This window comes from Mesobacillus boroniphilus (assembly GCF_018424685.1).
GTDB classification, from domain to species: domain Bacteria; phylum Bacillota; class Bacilli; order Bacillales; family Cytobacillaceae; genus Mesobacillus; species Mesobacillus boroniphilus_A.
In genome coordinates this window covers 280,841-298,690 of the sequence record NZ_QTKX01000002.1, presented here as the reverse complement: position 1 = coordinate 298,690, position 17,850 = coordinate 280,841, and the positions used below count along the sequence as shown (strand labels likewise).

16 protein-coding genes and 1 pseudogene are annotated in these 17,850 nt (G+C 41.4%); 2 read left to right on the top strand and 15 right to left on the bottom strand.

Going from position 1 to position 17,850, the window contains the following annotated elements; all coding sequences use genetic code 11:
• The 13 genes and pseudogenes from DYI25_RS14510 to DYI25_RS14450 all read right to left on the bottom strand — a co-directional run bounded on the left by DYI25_RS14510 (position 1) and on the right by DYI25_RS14450 (position 13,564).
• Positions 1-1,383 (bottom strand): nucleotide sugar dehydrogenase, encoded by a 1,383-nt coding sequence (locus DYI25_RS14510; RefSeq protein WP_213370115.1) that lies wholly within the window; start codon positions 1,381-1,383, stop codon positions 1-3.
• The gene (locus tag DYI25_RS14505; protein ID WP_213370113.1) at positions 1,358-2,488 is read right to left on the bottom strand and encodes a glycosyltransferase family 4 protein; all 1,131 of its coding nucleotides are present in this window, start codon (positions 2,486-2,488) and stop codon (positions 1,358-1,360) included. The genes DYI25_RS14510 and DYI25_RS14505 overlap by 26 nt, the downstream gene beginning before the upstream one ends.
• Positions 2,488-3,108 carry an acetyltransferase gene (locus tag DYI25_RS14500; protein ID WP_213370111.1) on the bottom strand — a complete coding sequence of 207 codons (621 nt, stop codon included), beginning with the start codon at positions 3,106-3,108 and terminating at the stop codon, positions 2,488-2,490. The genes DYI25_RS14505 and DYI25_RS14500 overlap by 1 nt, the downstream gene beginning before the upstream one ends.
• Positions 3,105-3,749, bottom strand: coding sequence for a sugar transferase (locus DYI25_RS14495; protein WP_249745458.1), 645 nt, complete (start codon positions 3,747-3,749; stop codon positions 3,105-3,107). Before DYI25_RS14495 ends, DYI25_RS14500 begins: the two co-directional genes overlap by 4 nt.
• Positions 3,749-4,864, bottom strand: a complete 1,116-nt coding sequence (locus DYI25_RS14490) for a DegT/DnrJ/EryC1/StrS family aminotransferase (protein ID WP_213371216.1) — start codon at positions 4,862-4,864, stop codon at positions 3,749-3,751. Before DYI25_RS14490 ends, DYI25_RS14495 begins: the two co-directional genes overlap by 1 nt.
• A 205-nt stretch (positions 4,865-5,069) precedes the next feature.
• Positions 5,070-5,450: pseudogene (locus tag DYI25_RS14485) on the bottom strand (sugar phosphate nucleotidyltransferase); the annotation flags it as partial.
• A 55-nt stretch (positions 5,451-5,505) separates the two neighbouring features.
• Complete coding sequence (locus tag DYI25_RS14480) at positions 5,506-7,326, bottom strand: nucleoside-diphosphate sugar epimerase/dehydratase (RefSeq protein ID WP_213370109.1); 1,821 nt, start codon at positions 7,324-7,326, stop codon at positions 5,506-5,508.
• A 308-nt stretch (positions 7,327-7,634) separates the two neighbouring features.
• Entirely contained in the window at positions 7,635-8,399 is a 765-nt protein-coding gene (locus DYI25_RS14475) for a tyrosine-protein phosphatase (RefSeq protein WP_213370107.1), read from the bottom strand.
• Between the two features lie 112 nt (positions 8,400-8,511).
• The gene (locus DYI25_RS14470; protein ID WP_342032525.1) at positions 8,512-9,210 is read right to left on the bottom strand and encodes a CpsD/CapB family tyrosine-protein kinase; all 699 of its coding nucleotides are present in this window, start codon (positions 9,208-9,210) and stop codon (positions 8,512-8,514) included.
• Positions 9,203-9,946 carry a YveK family protein gene (locus DYI25_RS14465; protein ID WP_213370103.1) on the bottom strand — a complete coding sequence of 248 codons (744 nt, stop codon included), beginning with the start codon at positions 9,944-9,946 and terminating at the stop codon, positions 9,203-9,205. The genes DYI25_RS14470 and DYI25_RS14465 overlap by 8 nt, the downstream gene beginning before the upstream one ends.
• Positions 9,947-10,193: 247 nt before the next feature.
• Complete coding sequence (locus DYI25_RS14460; RefSeq protein ID WP_213370101.1) at positions 10,194-10,352, bottom strand: hypothetical protein; 159 nt, start codon at positions 10,350-10,352, stop codon at positions 10,194-10,196.
• A gap of 303 nt (positions 10,353-10,655) precedes the next feature.
• On the bottom strand, positions 10,656-11,438 hold the full coding sequence (locus DYI25_RS14455) for a hypothetical protein (protein WP_213370099.1): 783 nt from the start codon (positions 11,436-11,438) through the stop codon (positions 10,656-10,658).
• Between the two features lie 332 nt (positions 11,439-11,770).
• The gene (locus DYI25_RS14450) at positions 11,771-13,564 is read right to left on the bottom strand and encodes an N-acetylmuramoyl-L-alanine amidase family protein (protein ID WP_213370097.1); all 1,794 of its coding nucleotides are present in this window, start codon (positions 13,562-13,564) and stop codon (positions 11,771-11,773) included.
• Between the two features lie 225 nt (positions 13,565-13,789).
• Here DYI25_RS14450 and DYI25_RS14445 point away from each other — a divergent pair, with 225 nt between their 5' ends.
• Together DYI25_RS14445 and DYI25_RS14440 are read left to right on the top strand one after the other, a co-directional pair.
• A complete protein-coding gene (locus DYI25_RS14445) occupies positions 13,790-14,344 on the top strand; it encodes a sigma-70 family RNA polymerase sigma factor (protein ID WP_213370095.1) in 555 nt (184 codons plus the stop codon).
• A complete protein-coding gene (locus DYI25_RS14440) occupies positions 14,301-15,779 on the top strand; it encodes a DUF4367 domain-containing protein (protein ID WP_213370093.1) in 1,479 nt (492 codons plus the stop codon). Before DYI25_RS14445 ends, DYI25_RS14440 begins: the two co-directional genes overlap by 44 nt.
• 101 nt (positions 15,780-15,880) lie before the next feature.
• Here the strand turns inward: DYI25_RS14440 and DYI25_RS14435 are convergent, their stop codons facing one another.
• Both DYI25_RS14435 and DYI25_RS14430 read right to left on the bottom strand, forming a co-directional pair.
• Complete coding sequence (locus DYI25_RS14435; RefSeq protein ID WP_213370091.1) at positions 15,881-16,192, bottom strand: hypothetical protein; 312 nt, start codon at positions 16,190-16,192, stop codon at positions 15,881-15,883.
• 241 nt (positions 16,193-16,433) lie between these two features.
• Positions 16,434-17,765, bottom strand: a complete 1,332-nt coding sequence (locus DYI25_RS14430; RefSeq protein ID WP_213370089.1) for an SMI1/KNR4 family protein — start codon at positions 17,763-17,765, stop codon at positions 16,434-16,436.
• Positions 17,766-17,850: the final 85 nt, after the last annotated feature.

The following is a 17,850-nucleotide window of genomic DNA, read 5'->3' as shown; positions in this document are numbered from 1 at the left end:
TTACAACCTCCAATATACAAACCCAGCATTCTCTGCTTCTATTCTATTGAACATTCCTTTGATATCCATCAGTACACAATCTTTTCTATAATTATCTATATCAAACTCTGATGTTGCAGCTACTTCCTTCATAACTTCTGAATTCACATATCCATTTGTGCCAAACATCATTTTTACATCTTCCAATTGAATAGCTTTAAATTCATCATGTGGAACTGCGAAAATTACTGCATCCATCTCTTTTATATCTTCAAATTCACAAAGATTGATTCCATATTCGCGCCATAAATCATCCTTATCCGCTTGAGGATCTACAACTTTGACTTCAACTCCGTACTCTTCTAATTCTTTGATTACATCCACTACTTTTGTATTTCGGACATCAGGGCAATTCTCTTTAAACGTAACACCAAATATAGCTACTTTTGCACCACTTATTTGCTTATTGGCTTTTATCATTTTCTTAACTGTACTTTCAGCAACATATTTGCCCATGTCATCATTTATTTTTCTTCCTGAAAGAATGATTTGGGAATGGTAGCCCATTTGCTCCGCTTTATAAGTTAGGTAGTATGGATCAACTCCGATACAGTGACCTCCAACTAACCCTGGAGAGAAATTTAGGAAGTTCCACTTGGTCCCTGCTGCCTCAAGAACCGCTTTTGTATCAATCCCCATCTTATTGAATATGATTGATAATTCGTTCATAAAAGCAATATTAATATCACGCTGTGAATTTTCTATTACCTTTGCAGCCTCAGCCACTTTAATACTGGCAGCTTTATAGACACCAGCATCAACAACTAATTCATATACCTTAGCGATAGTATCCAAAGATTCCTCATCTTGTCCAGCTACAACTTTTATTATGGTCTCTAGTCTATGAACTTTATCACCTGGATTAATTCTTTCTGGCGAATAACCAACTTTAAAATCTACTCCACATTTTAATCCTGATTCCTTTTCTAATATTGGAACACAAATATCTTCAGTAACACCTGGATATACAGTAGACTCAAAGACAACAATCGAACCTTTTGTTAAGTTTCTACCTAGCGTGCGGCTCGCAGATTCTACAGGCGTTAAATCAGGTGTATGGTCATCTTTTACAGGCGTTGGTACGGCTACAATATGAAACTTTGCTTCTCTAAGGCTTGATTCATCTGATGTAAATTCAACAGTTGTATTTTTGATTACTTCATTTCCTACTTCTTTTGTAGGGTCTATACCTTTTTTATATAGATCAATTTTAGGCTTATTAACATCGAAACCAATTACATTGACTTTTTTTGCAAATGCAACAGCTATTGGCATTCCAACATAACCTAGGCCTATTAGTGATATCTTCTCTTCTTTATCAACTAACTTCTCGTATAAATTCATTATTATTCTCCTTATCCATAACCTTATTTATTTCTTCTAGGTAAGCATTAATAACAATATTTCTATCAAATTCATTTTTCATCTTTATTCGACCAGCAATACCCATTTCTCTTTTTTGATCATAAGGTAAGTTTATAAACTTAATAATTGCTTCAACTAGGCCTTCAACACTCTTGGCCTGAAAACCAAAGCCCGTTAAACCGTCGTCAAAAGTCTCTACACACCCCGGCACTTCTGAGGCCAATACTGGCCTTCCTGAAGATGAAGATTCAAGAAGGACATTAGCTAAGCCCTCATGATAAGAAGGGAGTATTATAGCATGAGAACTACTAATAAAAGAATGCGCCTCGTCCTGCTGCCCGTGATATTTAATTATATCTAGTCTTTCTAACTTATCGATTTTTTCTTGGTAGTTTTCTTCTTCAGTACCACCAATTAGATCAAATTGTACATTGGAATAACTCTCTTTTACCAATTTTGCTGCTTCTAATAACTCCTCTATTCCCTTTGCTTTCATAATTCGACCTATAAAAAGGAACCTTATCTTACCGTCACTTGGGGGATATTCTTCAAATCTATGCTGTTGTAAATTCACACCTGATCCCGGAATTAACCTTGTCTTACTCTCAACAATTCTATTGTCTTTGAAAAACATTCGATTAGTTTTATTTTGAAAAAAAACACATGATGCTTTCTTTAATCCTAGCCTATAAAGCATCAAAGTGATTTTCTGAATTAAACCCTTATTTTCAATAGATGTGCCCAATCCTGTTATATTTGTTATATATGGCGTTTTGGTTATTGAGCACGCTATTCCACCGTATACATTAGGCTTAATTGTATATGTTAAAACGATATCTGGTTTAGTGTCTTTTAATATTTTTAAGTAGCTAAGTAACAACTTAAAATCAGCAAGTGGATTTTTCCCTCTTCTATCTAAGTTGGTATCTATGAACTTACAACCTAACTTTTTTAACTTTGGTATATATTCATCATTTGGTAAAGAGATGTAAACTTCATTATTCTGCTTAATTAATTCCTCTAACAACTCTTTTCTAAAGTTATATAACCCCATACCAAAGTTTGCTAATACAAGTATTTTCATTACTTAACTCTCCTAACTGGAACACCAACATAAACTCCTGGTTCAGTTATATCCTTAACCACAACAGAACCAGCACCAACTTTACAACCGTTGGAGATTTTTATATTATTACTAACTACACTACCAATCCCTAACCAAGATCCCTGACCAACTTTAACCGTTCCTGCTAGATGAACTCCTGGTGAAATATGAACCAAATCTCCAATAACATTGTCATGGTCAATTGTAGAACCTGTATTAACAATGCAGCCTTTACCAATTTTTGTACAACAGTTAACAATTACTCCCGCCATAACAGCTGTACCAATTCCTATATCTACATGCGACCCTATCACCGCATCTGGGTGAATTAATAGCGGAATACTAGCACCAAGTGTTTCAAGCCTTTCATAAATCCTTTGTCTCGTAGTATTGTTACCAATACCAACAAATATTTCGCACTCTTCTATATGTGTAAAAACATCATCTGAAGTACCAATGACATCTAAACCCATTGATATTTTGATGCTTTTGTCGTCATCTAAAAATGCAATGCTCTGCCATTTATTCATTTTCAAAGCAATGTCCGCAACAACTTTTCCATGGCCGCTAGCACCAATTATTAAAAGTTTGTTTTTCATATTTCTATTCTTTCCTTTTTGGTTCCCTTAAAAGGCTCAATCGTAGCAGCAGTTTCTGAATTAATGCCCTCTCTGATGAAAACCTTTTTTATGGTTAAGAAAATTATCATCCAATCCTTAATGAAACTTACATTATCTACATATTTCACATCTAGATTAAATTTGTCTTCCCAACTAATAGCATTCCTACCATTAACCTGAGCCAAACCAGATAGCCCTGGTCTAACTTCATGACGTCGTTTTTGATGATTGTTGTACAACGGTAAATATTGCACCAATAATGGCCTTGGGCCGATAATAGACATATCACCCTTCAAAATATTAAAAAGTTCCGGTAGTTCATCAAGAGATGTAGAACGTAGTAACCTACCAAACTTCGTCAACCTAACGCTATCAAGTAGTAACTCCCCTTTATTATCTCTTTCATCAGTCATAGTCCTAAATTTATACATCATGAAAATCTCTTCATTAAGGCCAGGTCTCTTTTGCTTAAAAAGAATAGGGCTACCTAATTTTGTTCTTACAAGAATTGCAACTACTAGAAATATCGGACTAAGAACAATAATGGCGATTAATGATAGTATGAAATCCATCGGTCTTTTTATGAACCTCCTATAAATACCACCTTTGGAATTATTCATTACTTAAACCACAACCCTTTAATAGTCTCCACAACTCTTTCTAAGTCCTCATCCGTCATCTTTGTATCAGATGGCAAACAAACCCCATTCTCAAACAACTTCTCCGATACATCAGTTCCAACATAATCATATTTCTCGAAGTACGGCTGCATATGCATTGGTTTCCAAACAGGTCTTGACTCGATATTCTCCTTTTCAAGAGCCTCCATTACATCAATGGGTCTAACCTTTCCAGTTAAAACCATTGAGCTTAACCAATAATTAGGTTCATCCCACTTATTACTAGGCATGAACTCAACACCCTCAAGTTCACTAAGTTCTCTCTTATAAAATTCATAAATGTAGTTCTTTTTGGCAACTCTCTGATCCAACACTTTAAGCTGTCCTCTTCCTATACCAGCAACCACATTACTCATCCGATAATTGAAACCTAATTCACTATGTTGGTAATGCCTTACTTGGTCTCTTGACTGTGTCGCCCAGAATCTAGCCTTTGCAATTCGTTCTTCATTATTAGAAACAAGCATCCCTCCACCAGAAGTTGTAATAATCTTATTCCCATTAAAAGAGAAGATGCCATAGTCACCAAAAGTTCCAGTATGCTTACCTTTATAGTAAGTACCCAGAGACTCAGCAGCATCTTCTATAACCGCTACATTATGTTTCTTACAGATATCCATGATTTTATCCATGTCTGCAGATAAGCCATATAAATGAACAACAATGACTGCCTTTACTTCTGGGTACTTCTTAAATGCTTCTTCCAAAGCTTTCGGACTCATGTTCCACGTTTCATAATCGCTATCTATAAAAACCGGAATGGCATTTTGATAGATGATTGGATTAGCTGTTGCTGAGAAAGTAAGTGTTGGACAGAATACAATATCCCCTTCTCCAACTCCCGCTGCTTTAAGAGCTAAATGAATAGCAGCTGTTCCTGAAGATAGTGCTGCTGCAGCTTTCGAACCAACCTTTTCAGCTAGTTCTCTTTCGAACCCATCAACGTTTTCACCAAGGGGAGCAATCCAGTTTGTATCAAAAGCTTGCTTTATATATTGCATTTCATAACCTTCATCACTCATATGAGGTGATGAAAGAAATATTCTTTCTTTCACTTTCGTTGTCTCCATCTTCAAGTCTTCCTTCCTCTATTAGGTTAATACTTTAGTAGATTAGGACTTAATTGGAATCTTTTAAATATTGATCCAACCAACTTCTAAACCACTAAAATTGTTTTCTACTTCAGATACTTAACGAGACCTTAACTCAAAAAAACACCCCGGATCCATATCAAACTCAATGAACCCGGGTGTTAAGTTATTATTTATTAACTTTCTCCTTAGCCATTACCTCTTTAAGATAAGCAAGTAAGTCTGACCGTAGTTCGTCATTCTGCAGTGCAAACTCCACAGTAGTTTTGACAAATCCAATCTTCTCCCCAACATCATACCGCTTACCCTCAAAGTCATAAGCAAATACCCGCTGAATCTGATTCAACTTCTGAATCGCATCGGTCAACTGAATCTCTCCACCAGCACCAGTTTCCATCTGATCCAGGAACATAAAAATCTCAGGAGTAAGAATATATCTGCCCATAATCGCAAGATTAGAAGGCGCAGTTCCAGGAGCAGGCTTCTCCACGAAGTTCTCAACCTGATACCTTCTTCCACTCTGAACCGAAGGTTCAACAATCCCCTTTCGCCATTTTAACAAAACCAAGTTTCTTTTATTATATATAGTACCAATAAAGTCAACTTTACTTCGCCACCAAAAACACCCGGTTCTTCTTCCTGTTAGCCAGGTTGATCACATACTCCTTAAGCTGGTTGGCATTAAAGTGTTCAAACTGCCGAAGAAGATACTCAACCTCTTCCTCCTGCTCCAGAACAGCCTTCCCAATAAAAATCTTCGGAAACACCGGATCAGGATGGATTTCGTTTTCATTCAGCAACTCCTCGAACATTTTCTCTCCAGGACGCAGCCCCGAGAAACGGATCGGAATCTCATTAGTAGAGTATCCAGAAAGAGTGATAAGATTCTTCGCAAGATCCACAATCTTAACCGGCTCACCCATATCCAGCACGAAGATTTCTCCCCCACGTGCCAATGACCCAGCCTGAATAACCAACCTAGAAGCCTCTGGAATCGTCATAAAGTACCTAGTCATATCCGGATGTGTAACCGTAACCGGCCCGCCAGCCTGGATTTGCTTCTTGAACAGCGGAATCACACTTCCCCGACTTCCAAGCACATTCCCAAACCGTACAGCAACAAACTTAGTCTGGCTTTCCTGATCAAGCTTCTGAATGATCATCTCAGCAATCCGCTTCGTCGACCCCATCACATTCGTAGGGTTTACTGCTTTGTCCGTAGACACAAGCACAAAAGTCCCAACACCAAATGTGTCAGCTGCTTCGGCGACATTCTTCGTCCCGAACACATTATTCTTAACAGCTTCTCTCGGATTGTACTCCATCAACGGTACATGCTTATGGGCTGCTGCATGGTATACAACGTTAGGTGTATGTGCTTCCATTACCTCAAACATTCTCTCCCGGTCCTGGACATCACCAATCACCGGAATGATTTCAATCTCTTGTCCGTATTTATTGCGAAGCTCCATATCAATCGTATAGATGCTGTTTTCCCCATGCCCAACGAGCACCAGTTTTCCCGGTTCGAAATTGCAAATCTGGCGGCAGATTTCAGACCCAATTGAGCCACCGGCACCTGTAACGAGAACGGTTTTACCAGTGACATATTCTGATATGCCTTCAATATCCAGCTTTATTGGCTCACGTCCGAGCAGGTCCTCGACTTCTACGTCGCGGAAGCTGTTGACGGCTACTTTGCCGATCATGACGTCTTCGATCTTCGGCATGATCTGAGGCTTTATTTTTGTCTTTGTGCATTCTTCAAAAATCCGTGTCAGCTCTTCTTTTTGCAATGAAGGAATTGCAATGACAATTTTATCAACCTTGTATTTCTCAACCGCCTTGGCGATATCTTTACTTCTTCCTGCTACCGGGATACCAAGGATGTGCAGTTTATATTTGTTTGGATCGTCATCAATGAACGCAGCTGGCATCAGGCCTAATTCACGATTGTTTTTTAGCTGACGGGCGACAAGTGTGCCTGCTTGTCCGGCACCGATAATCAACACTTGCTTCATATTCTTATCCGGCTTGATAAAACGGTCGCGGGTAATTCGCCACCAGAAGCGGCTGCCGCCGATCATCAGGATCAGCAATGTCCAGGTGCTGAATAGCACTCGTCCGTATACATTAAAGTCCATGATGTATTGAAACAAAGTCACCATCAGGACGGAGAGGGTTACCGACTTGGTGATCCCAATCAGCTCGCCGACGCTTGCGTATTCCCACGCTTTGTTGTAAAGCATGAACATCGAAGCAAATAAATGATGGCATATTAGGAGAACGAGTGCACTGATAAAGATATTTTCAAACTTTATGGTTTGGACTGATGGATGAAGTGGTATGTAACTAATGTAAACTGCCGCATATACAATCAAAGAATCCAGTCCGGCGAGCAAAAGCAGACGTTTGTGGTAACTCATTCATATCCCCCTATTATTTTCATACGTAGTGATAGATGCTATTTTTAAATAATATTTCTTGCGCCAAAAATAAATATCTAATGAAAACACACGTGTCTTGACATGAATTTTCATTAGATATATATAAGGTTGATTGATAAAAACTAATGGGCATCTAACCCGCCCTCACACCATGCTATCGACAACTCAAGTGTCTAAGGACTGCTTTCCCAGCATCCCACAGCATGATCGAGTGCCTCCATGGGTAACGGGTAGGAGGCATCGCCGGTCAGGTCTTCCTGACAAATATGTATTGCTTCTTGTTGTGATTAAAATAGTCCAAGGAATTTTTTCTTTTTGACGCGCTGTGGCACTTCTTTGTATACATTATGATCCCGGACAAGCAGTTCGGCGTTTTCTTTGAGGAAATAGACCATATCCACACCATAACGGGTTTCAATATGATTATAAGCGCGTGCCATATGAAAGCGGCGTTTATTTGTGTTGTGTGCATCCGATGCGATAAAATGAGTCAGGTTTGCTTCAATCAGCTGTTCTGAGAAGTTCTTGATCTTTTTTCCGAAAATTCCGCAAATACTTGACGCAGTTACTTGCGATAGTGCGCCGTTCTTAATCAATTGATATAGGATTTCAGGACGCTCGATGATTTCCTGGTTCCGTTCCGGATGGACGATGACCGGGATTTTCCCTTCCATCTGCAAATCATATAATAACTTATCGGTATATCGCGGCACATGACCCGAAGGCAATTCAATGAATATGTATTGTGTGTTATTCAGAGTGCTTACTTCCCCCAGCGTTATTCCCTTCATCAGCTCCCCGTGGATGGCCGGTTCCTGGCCCGGAAGGATGGTCAGCGGGATGTTCTCTGCTTTCAGTACATCATTCAGCTCCGCTGTCTTCTCAATGATTGCTTGTTTCGTATTTTCATAACGGCCGTTTTTGTGGTGAGGGGTCGCAATGATTGTGTCGATTCCTTCATTAACTGCAGCTCGCGCCATTTCGATGCTGTCTGCCATCGTTTGTGCGCCATCGTCTATTCCTGCTAGTATATGACAATGTAAATCTATCATTCCGCCCACTCATTTCCATAATTTCGTCACATTTATAGTTCTTTTCTAATATTACCATTATACCCCTTATGGGTAAACGGGGGAATTTTGTCGAATCTTTGTCGAATGACTGTTATTTGTTACCATAATAGTAATAGTAGTCTGAGCTTTGCAGCTTCTTATGGTTGAGAACCGTTCCGAGAAGCTTGCCTTTTGCTGCTGTCAGCAGTTCTTTCGACTTAGCTGCTTCTTCCATTTCTGTCTTGCCGCTGTAGACGACTAGCAACACGCCATCGCATTTGTTGGCGAGGATCTGTGCATCGGTTACCGCAAGCACCGGCGGCGTGTCAAATAGGATGACATCGTATTCGCCTTTCGCATCCTCCAGGAATTGCGCCATCGCATGTGAACCCAATAACTCAGCCGGATTGGGCGGGATCGGACCGCTTGTCAGGATGGACAGATTAGGCTGGTCCGTTTTATGGACAGCATCGGCCAGTGTCCGCTGCTTTGATAGAATCGAAGTCAGTCCGTATGTGTTGTTCAGGCTGAATGTATAATGCACCGTCGGCTTTCTTAAGTCTGTATCGACGAGCAGCACCTTCTTTTCCTGCTGTGCGAACACGACAGCCATGTTGGCTGCGGTGGTCGACTTACCTTCCGCAGGTCCTGGAGAGGTTACCATCAGTGTCTTGATTTCTTTGTCGACAGAAGAGAACTGGATATTCGTCCGAATCGTCCGGTATTGCTCTGAAATCGGTGATTTAGGGTCATGCAATGTGACGAGGCTTCGCTGTGAATTACCCAGTACTTTGGCTTTTTTCTTAAACACCGCTCTCACCTCTTTCCATTTGCCTTTGTCCCCGTTTTTGCTTTCTCGCTGCCATCTGTTTTTCATCGATCACAGAAATGACGCCAAGAACAGGCATTCCCAATTGCTTTTCAATATCCTGCGCGCTTTTTACCGTATTGTCCAAATACTCGAGGAGGAATGCCAGTCCGACACCCGCCATCAATCCGACTACAAGCGCGATTGCAATGTTAAGCGGAGGCTTCGGCTTGATTGGCGACTGAGTCTGGACATCGGTCGCTTCAGCCAGGACGCTCACATTGTCCACACTAAAGATAACAACAACTTCCTTACTAAAAACATTTGCTATCTTGTTGGCAATATCGACTGCCAGCTTCTTATCCGCATTTTGGACTGAGATATTCACAATCTGTGAGTTTGTTTCACTTCCGACGTTGATGCTGCCTTTCAGCTGCTCCGCTGTCATGTTCAAATCCATATCTTCAATCACAATATCAAGGATCCGGTTGCTCTTGATGATGCCATTATATGTATTGATCAGCTGCAGATTTGTCTGTACTACACTAGGGTTATAGGCAGCCTGTTCACTCTGCTTTTGGTTGACGAGAATTTGTGTCGAAGCCTGATAGATCGGGGTTAAAAAGAAGTAGCTAACAATCCCGCTGGCCAGTACCGCCACAAACGTGATTGAAAGGATTAACCAAAGGCGTTTTTTCAAAGTGTCCAGCAGTTCTTTCAAACTAATTGTTTCTTCCAACGTTACATCCTCCGATATCCGCAAAATAAAATTCAAAAAGTATTATAGCACAGAAATTGGCGATTTTTGGCGCCAGTATATCATTTTTTTTACAAACTTTACAAGATTCCCTGTAATTTATAATTTAAACCTAATTTATGTAATTTTGTAGGCATTTTTTGTATATACCATAAATTACTAGTTTCTTATTGACTTACATAAACAAAAATAAACAAAATAAAAATGGCCCGGTATTCCGCCGCCATTTCTATTTCGCTATCGCACCCTGCAAATCTATCTTCAGCTGCTCCATCAGCTTGCTAATTGTCATTTGTTCCATATTTCCATGCTCATACGTTTTCTTGATCAAGCTGATGATTTGATCCTGGTGAAATGTCATATCCTCTGTATGGGTCTCAGCTTCCATTTCCTGTTACCTCCTGAATTTCCATAAACTGATTTTATTTCAATTTAATAGATTTGTAAATGATTTTCCAGTAAGAAATATATTCATACTATCTATAGGAATATAAGAGACTGGAATATATCTTTACCCATAAACCAATTGAGATAACCTGCTTGCTGAAGTTTTCCTTCCCTATACTTTATGCCTCAGGTGGAGAAGGAGTTAATGAAAACGTCGCCCAAATGAGAAAGGCAAAATAAGGGCCTGTTCTGGACAATCTTCGAGGGAAAACATAAAAAACCCCCATCGAAGGAGGTCTATTTATTACATATTCGCTTTCGCCTTATTCAGGATTGCTGAACGTCTTTCTTTTTTCGCTGCTTCGTACGCTGTTTTAAACTTCTGCGCTTCGGTTGAATCATAGCCATTGTTTATCAGTTCATTGACGAGCGCGTTATACACATAGTTGAATGTGCTGTCTGTCTTCCGCTCAAGGATTTTCCCTGCCGTGCTGTATTTTGAGTAAAAATAGAAGTAATCGACATTTTCGCCGTCCTGTTGTTTCGTTTTGTATTCGCTGTACGCATGGCTGACCAGCGCATCAATTTTGCTGTTTGCCTGTGCTTCCAGCTGGACGAAGCTTGGCTCGTATTTTGCCGCGATTTCTTTTGCAGCAGGCTTAGCCGGAGCTTTCGGTTTCTGCTTCGTATCTGTTTTTTCACTAGAAGCTGTTTTTGCGGCTTTTTTATCTGTTGATACAGTCAGGCTGCTTTTGTCTACCTTAGTTGTACTTTCCTTATTGTTGCTGCCTGTACTGGTAGTTTCCGTTGTTGTATTACTTGAATCCCTGTTTTGACCATCAGATTCTTCGCTGGCTGCTGTTGTATCCTTTTCTTCTCCTGTTTCATCAGCGGTTTCTTGTGCAGGTGCAGCTCCGTCACTGCTTTCTTCCTCAGGAAGAGCAATATCATAATCCTCGCTTACAACCTCTTCTACTTTTTCGTCCTTCACTTCATACGTCTTTACCTCGAGCAGGTAATAAACATAACCTGCGCCGGCGATCAACAGCAGCGAAAATGCCGCAAGGATGATCTTCCACTTCTTCATTTATCCATCACCTCTATCAGGAGTATGTCCATCTGGCTGTCTACTAAAAGGAAAAATTTCTCTATTGCATGAAAAGCGTAAGCGCCTTGGTCAGCCCCGACAAGCGTTGGAGGGCCGACCGGTGAAGTCGGTTTTTGACTTCATTGGGCGGACCGAAACGTCTCGAGCTGCTCAAAGCTGACGCTTATCGCAAGATACTCGAGGAAGCACTGTCGAGGATGAAAACTGGCTAGGCGCTGGAGCTAGACAATTGTCGAAGTGCAATTTACACTTTCTTATTCTATAAAACGAAAGCTGAACCGTCCAATCAGGTCGGTTCAGCCATTGTTACTTTATCGGATCCATGCTCCGTCGCTGCCAAGACGATATCCGTCGATGACAGTGCTCTTCGCCATTGCTCCGTCCTTGTATAGGTAGTACCACTTGCCGCCAGTAAGGATCCAGCCAGTCTTCATCGCGCCGCTGTTGTCAAGGAAGTACCATTTGCCGCCAGTGTATACCCAGCCTTTTTTCATGACACCATTGCCATCCATGAAGTACCACTTCTTGGCATCGTATACCCAGCCAGTCTCCATGCTGCCTTCTTTTTTATCAAAGTAGTACCACTTGCCGCCGATGTATTTCCAGGCAGTCACCATATCACCGTTCACTGTGTCAAGGAAGTACTTCCTTGCACCTTGCTGCAGCCAGCCCGTCTTCATGACGCCGTTGCCATCCATGAAGTACCACTTGCCGCCAGTGAATTCCCAGCCAGTTTGCATTTCGCCTTCATTATTGAAGAAATACCACTTGCCGCCGATTCGCTTCCAGTTCGTGATCGCAGCTCCTGTGTTCAGGTCCATGAAGCGCGTCACGCCGTTGTGTTTTACCCAGCCTTTTTGCAGGACACCTTCGTTCACGCTGCCTTTAACAGGGTGGAAGAAATACCATTTGCTGTCGATTTTAATGAATCCCTTAACCATCTCACCTGTTTCAGTGAAATAGTAAGTCCGATCTCCAAATTCCTGCCAGCCAGTTGCCATTACACCGTCAGCGCCAAGGAAGTACCATTGGCCGCCGTATAATAACCAGCTGTTTTCAAGCATTGCGCCGCCTTTAGGATTGAAATAATACCAGTCGCCATCGAATTCAACCCAGCCAGTTACACGCTGTCCATCGATATCGTAGAAATATACCTTTCCGCCTTCTTCAACAAAGCCGTCTATGTTGACTACGACCTGGAATGGAGACTGCGAGCCGTCAGCAGCTGCCACATATCCGTTGAATGTATTTTGGAACAGGCTTGCTACCATGTATTTAAGTTCTTGATAGTTTGTCAGATAAGTTTCACCATCACCAAGAATGTCAGCAAGTTCAGAAGTGATCAGTTTCTCAACATCTATCACTGCCTCGCCATTAACAAACTGTAAATCTGTTTCTTCTTTATATAAATAAGAATCGTTGGAGAATAGTGATACCGTTTTTGCCGTAGATGACTTGAACTTGATCGCGTTCACCTCGACAGTGCCGTTATTGCCGGCAAGGTCAAGGTAGAACTGGTTGCTGCCATCCTTCACAAGCGCAACTTCTCCTATATTTGTCATCAATGAAATTCCTGTCAGCTCCACTGCATTAACAGCAGGAATTTCCACGCCGCTGCCAGAAGTAAATAGGATATCAAGGATTTCATACCCGCCATCTGCATAATCAACAGTTGCTGTTACCCATGCCTCATTGTTCACCACATGCATCAGCTGGCGAAGATTCTGGATGGATACGCCGTCGCTGCCCTGGTCAAGGTCGCCAAGCCATTCGGATACAACGTACTCCGCCTTGTTGTTCACTACTTCAATTATCGCATCCGGGAAGAATGCATTCAAAGCCAAAAATTCGAATGTGATCGAATCGACACCCTCCGGAGTGGCAACGGAGATTTTTTCTACTTTATCCGTTTCCTGCACCCCAAGATCGGCGATCAAATCGTCGACATTCACTTCAAAAGAATTTGTTTCATTTGCTACTACATACTCTTGACCTGCAATCGTCACTGTCACTTCAAACAAAGATTCAGCGTACGATGCCTTTGGCGCAAGTACAGACAGAAGCATCACAAAACCAATGAATAAGACCGATAGTTTTTTGCTCAATTTTTCCCCTCCTAAATTATGTATCTCTCTATTTTTCCAAAGCCTGGATTGGCTCCAGTTCCAGAAAGTGGTATGCATTGTTTATTTTACAAAATTCGGGTTAATTATACAATACGAATCTAGTAAACTTTACTTAGCTAACCCAAGTAAAATATTGGGAAATCTTATCAACCTTTTACCTAAGCGTGTCGTCTAAATAGAAAAGAAAGTGCTGGGGGTGAAGCAATGCAGAGAGAAAAAGTGATCGTTGAGCTGATGGAGCAGTATGGCACGGACGTACTTCACCTCGCGTATTCCTATGTCCGGAACAGGCAGACTGCCGAGGACCTGGCACAGGAAATTTTCCTGAAGTGCTACCAGAAATTCGATACTTTTCAGGGAGAGGCACAAATTCAAACTTGGCTATATCGTGTCGCCTCCAACCATTGCAAGGATTATTTAAAAAGCTGGCATCACCGGAAGGTCTTCGTCAGTGGCTATATCTCATCCATGCTCGGGGGCCAGCAGGCTGGTCCGGAAAAGCAGCTGATCCAGAATGCCGAAAACAAAGAGCTGGTCGAGGCGATGTTCAAGCTGCCGGTTAAATACCGGGAAATCATTTATTTATTTTATTATCAGGAAATGCCCCAAAAAGAAATCGCCGAAGTATGCGGCTTGAACATCAATACGGTGAAATCCAGGCTCACAAGGGCGAAGCAATTGCTGAAGGAAATTTTACAGGAAAGGGGTGTTGACCTTGGAAGAACAGCTGAAGAAACTGAAATCAGGTCTGAAGGATGAACTAACCGGATTAGAATACAATGCGAGAATGAAACGGAATGTCATCAGGCGGTTTGAGGAGAAGGAAAAGCATCGGGGGAGCTGGTTTCGCGGAGTGGTGCCGGCAGGATTGAGCCTGGCTTTGCTGGTTGTTTTCAGCTTGGGGATTTATTGGCTGGTTGATTCTAATTATTCGAAGAACCTGGGGGAAACACCTCCGGCCAAGGAGGAGGCACCTGTCGCTGAAGCGCCAGAAGAAGAAAAACCGGAGCTGATCGTTCCGCCGTATGTTCCAGACGGATATGTCTTCAAGCATACGCATACGAATGAGGATCTTTATGAGCATTTATATATTTATGGACAGAATGAGGGAGACTATTTTGCCTATATCATGCGAGAGAACAAACCCGATTTTCCAGTCCCAGATACCCCGATTGAACTGGCTCAAGGTTTGAATGGCCATATTAATAAAGTTTCGGAAGAACACATTTTCCTTACCTGGCAGGATGAAGGGATGTATCAAATCGTCGAGCGTAAAGGAAGTATGCCAGAAAGCGAGTTTTACAAAATTGCCGAAGCGATTTTAAAAGCAAAGGGACATGAACCTTTGCTGGATGAGTTGATCCGTGAAGAAGAAGTTGTTATCTCCTTCGAAGAACAGCAAGCTGTTGAACTTTTAGTGAAATACAATACCCTCAGGAAGGAAGTTTCTGAAGATGCCACCGGTGAGCCGGGAAATAAGTTTGTCTCATACAACTCAAAAGAACAGCTTTACCAATTGTTCGATAGTTTCATGACGCGTCAGGCAGTTGAAGATTACGTAGAGATTCGTGTATATGAAGAAAACGGCGGTTTATACATGGACGGCATGGAGGATGTCCGCAACTTCTGGAGTGATAAACCTTATGAGTTCACGAAAGTCTCCGATAGTGAATACAAGCTGGTCCAGGTCCAGGAAGGCGACATGAACGGCAGGGAAATATTCTTTGCAACGTTTAAGAATTTTTCCGGAGTATGGAAAATCAATACAATCACCACGGAAAATGATAACTCAACACCATGGTTAAGCAGTGCTGGTGCAACTGACTTGCTGGGAGACTACCATAACAGGCTCGAGGAAATCTTCAAGGATGCAGCTGATGCACCTGACCGGAAGTTCAAAACCTATAAAAGCCTGGAAGAGATCAACAAGAATTTTGCTGACATTGCTACGGGAGATTTCCTGAAGAAACACTTGGAGGACTTGGTTGCCGAAAAACCCGATGGGCTATACCTTGTTTCTGATGAAGCACCATCCAGATATTCCTATGACTTCCGTTCCGACCTGACAAGAACAAGCGACACCGATTACAAACTGACCCAGTCACAGGAAAACAATCTATACTATACAGCCGAATTCGTACTGCAGAATGGTAAATGGCTGATCAATAACATTGTCACTACACAGCTGAACTGAAGCAGGGGGACCGTTCCCCTCTGCTTTTTTATGCTTGAGGACATTAACAACTGGGATATGTTGCAAAACAGCAAGATAGACCCGCCGATTATTACAGGCACCTATGCGATTCCCGAATCTCGCTTGACTCTTGTTAACAGCAACTCCCATATCCTCGAAGTTATTACAACAATTATAAGTGTCCATATGATGTGGAATGGAAGTTTCATTGATTCATTCCCAATAAAACCAGCCACCCAGTTTCCTGCATAGTAAACTGCCGATGCGGAGAATAACAATAGACAAACGAAGACTATAACTACAATCGACCTGTTTTTATAGCTGACTTTTTTAATCTTCTCCCTGTTCTTCACTAATTGATAAAGTAAAACTGAAAAAAATAAAAATGCCGCAAATCCAAGTGCACCCAACATCCCTGTTACCTTCCTTTATTTAAAGTTGTGTTCAAACTGATTATTTATTCTTCATTTATCCTCATTCTCCTTCTTCCTGCCGAACATTAAGCCTCTCGGCAAACTTCAGGTGATGACAGATACCTTTCGAGGGTACAAAAAAGGAACGTTAGGGTAACGTTCCTCTGCAATTCTATATTTCTCAATGCTTTCTAACTGAACTTGCTTACTGCACTTGTAAAAGGCGGTGACAGGCACTGTGTTAAATATTTTGTTTTACATATTCTAAAGCTTCGGTTCGTCTTCGCAGTTTTTGCTTGCTTTTTAAATTAAGCAGAAAGTTTTTGAATTCTTTTCTTGGCGGCAATCCTTGTATGGATATGGCTCTGCCTTCTCTAACAAAAACCTCTAGTGCATGTACGATGGCTACTTCATGTTTTTCTTCCAACTCTGTCCATCTTTTTATGTCATCCCAGGCAGGATTAGACTTACTGAACAAGCTGTCCCACCCCTCTGTTACTGGGAATCTCACACGCTCCTCCATCCAATGGATGACCCTTCTTGAATGAAAGGAACCTAAATGGGAAAGTGCGTCATACCCGGATATCTTTCTATCATTTTCTTGACCAAGCTGTTGAAAAACGAGTTCAAGCCCTTCGCCTTCAGGCATGCATCGCGCGGTCAAATATGCTCTTAATCTAGTATCCAATCGACCCTGCTGCTCTTCCCATAAGCCTTTGACCCATTTTTCAGCATAACTCCCTAAACCTTTACCAATCATTTTGCAAACGACTCTTTTTTCAAGATATGTATTATACTGATCAAGTTTTTCTGTAAGAGAATCAAATAATACTTTTTTATCAAAGACCTGCAACGCTTGTATTGTTTCTTCATCTAGTCTCTTGCGATACATAATAAAAGCAATAAGCTGATCCATATCGGTTTTAATATCACTTAACTTAGTCTCCGCGAATGAATCAAACCATTGCTTCCACCTGATGGCGCTGGAACTCTCAGTCTCCAAACCTCTTTCATTTAAAAAATGCTCGAACTGCCACTTCTCGCTTCCGACACAATTCAGCTCTGTAATCTTATTCAAGTAATCGGTAAAAGAGTCAGCGATACAGGTGATCGTGTCCTCTTCATGGTCCCAGTATATGACGGGCTTTTCTTCACCTTCGGCAGACATATCAAACGCGTAGATATCCCCATTGCCTGAATGGGAAAATTCGAGCTTCCCCCGAAGATTCTTTCCATAATCGACTCCATCCTCAATTAAATCATCCGCCAGAGAATCCAGGCTCTGAAGAAGGTCGATATCCCACTGGATCTCTCCGGAAAAAATCTCCCTGAATTCATCCGGAATCATCGTATCATCAGAAAAAGAATAGTAAAACGAAAGCGATTTTCCCAAATCCTGAAGCACTGCCTTATAAGAGGGAGGCAGTTGATAGCCTATTTCTTTTTCTTTTACTCTGATTTCCTGAGGATTTGCCTTTTCTCCAATTTCGATGGGATAGACCTTTCCATTATTGTTTTCAACTTTATTTAGAATGTGGTTCCATTTTGATATAAGAAAATCGTAATCATTCATCACTGACTTCCTTCCCGCTTAAGTATTTCTCGCTCTTTTTCGTGGTTTCTCTTGGGCGATGACCAAACATTCCTATTTTTTAGAA

What these genes read in the sequence shown, in the direction of transcription:
- DYI25_RS14510 (WP_213370115.1), bottom strand. Translation starts at nt 1,383, where the DNA reads ATGAATTTATACGAGAAGTTAGTTGATAAAGAAGAGAAGATATCACTA.
- DYI25_RS14505 (WP_213370113.1), bottom strand. Translation starts at nt 2,488, where the DNA reads ATGAAAATACTTGTATTAGCAAACTTTGGTATGGGGTTATATAACTTT.
- DYI25_RS14500 (WP_213370111.1), bottom strand. Translation starts at nt 3,108, where the DNA reads ATGAAAAACAAACTTTTAATAATTGGTGCTAGCGGCCATGGAAAAGTT.
- DYI25_RS14495 (WP_249745458.1), bottom strand. Translation starts at nt 3,749, where the DNA reads ATGAATAATTCCAAAGGTGGTATTTATAGGAGGTTCATAAAAAGACCG.
- DYI25_RS14480 (WP_213370109.1), bottom strand. Translation starts at nt 7,326, where the DNA reads ATGAGTTACCACAAACGTCTGCTTTTGCTCGCCGGACTGGATTCTTTG.
- DYI25_RS14475 (WP_213370107.1), bottom strand. Translation starts at nt 8,399, where the DNA reads ATGATAGATTTACATTGTCATATACTAGCAGGAATAGACGATGGCGCA.
- DYI25_RS14460 (WP_213370101.1), bottom strand. Translation starts at nt 10,352, where the DNA reads ATGGAAGCTGAGACCCATACAGAGGATATGACATTTCACCAGGATCAA.
- DYI25_RS14455 (WP_213370099.1), bottom strand. Translation starts at nt 11,438, where the DNA reads ATGAAGAAGTGGAAGATCATCCTTGCGGCATTTTCGCTGCTGTTGATC.
- DYI25_RS14445 (WP_213370095.1), top strand. Translation starts at nt 13,790, where the DNA reads ATGCAGAGAGAAAAAGTGATCGTTGAGCTGATGGAGCAGTATGGCACG.
- DYI25_RS14435 (WP_213370091.1), bottom strand. Translation starts at nt 16,192, where the DNA reads ATGTTGGGTGCACTTGGATTTGCGGCATTTTTATTTTTTTCAGTTTTA.
- DYI25_RS14430 (WP_213370089.1), bottom strand. Translation starts at nt 17,765, where the DNA reads ATGAATGATTACGATTTTCTTATATCAAAATGGAACCACATTCTAAAT.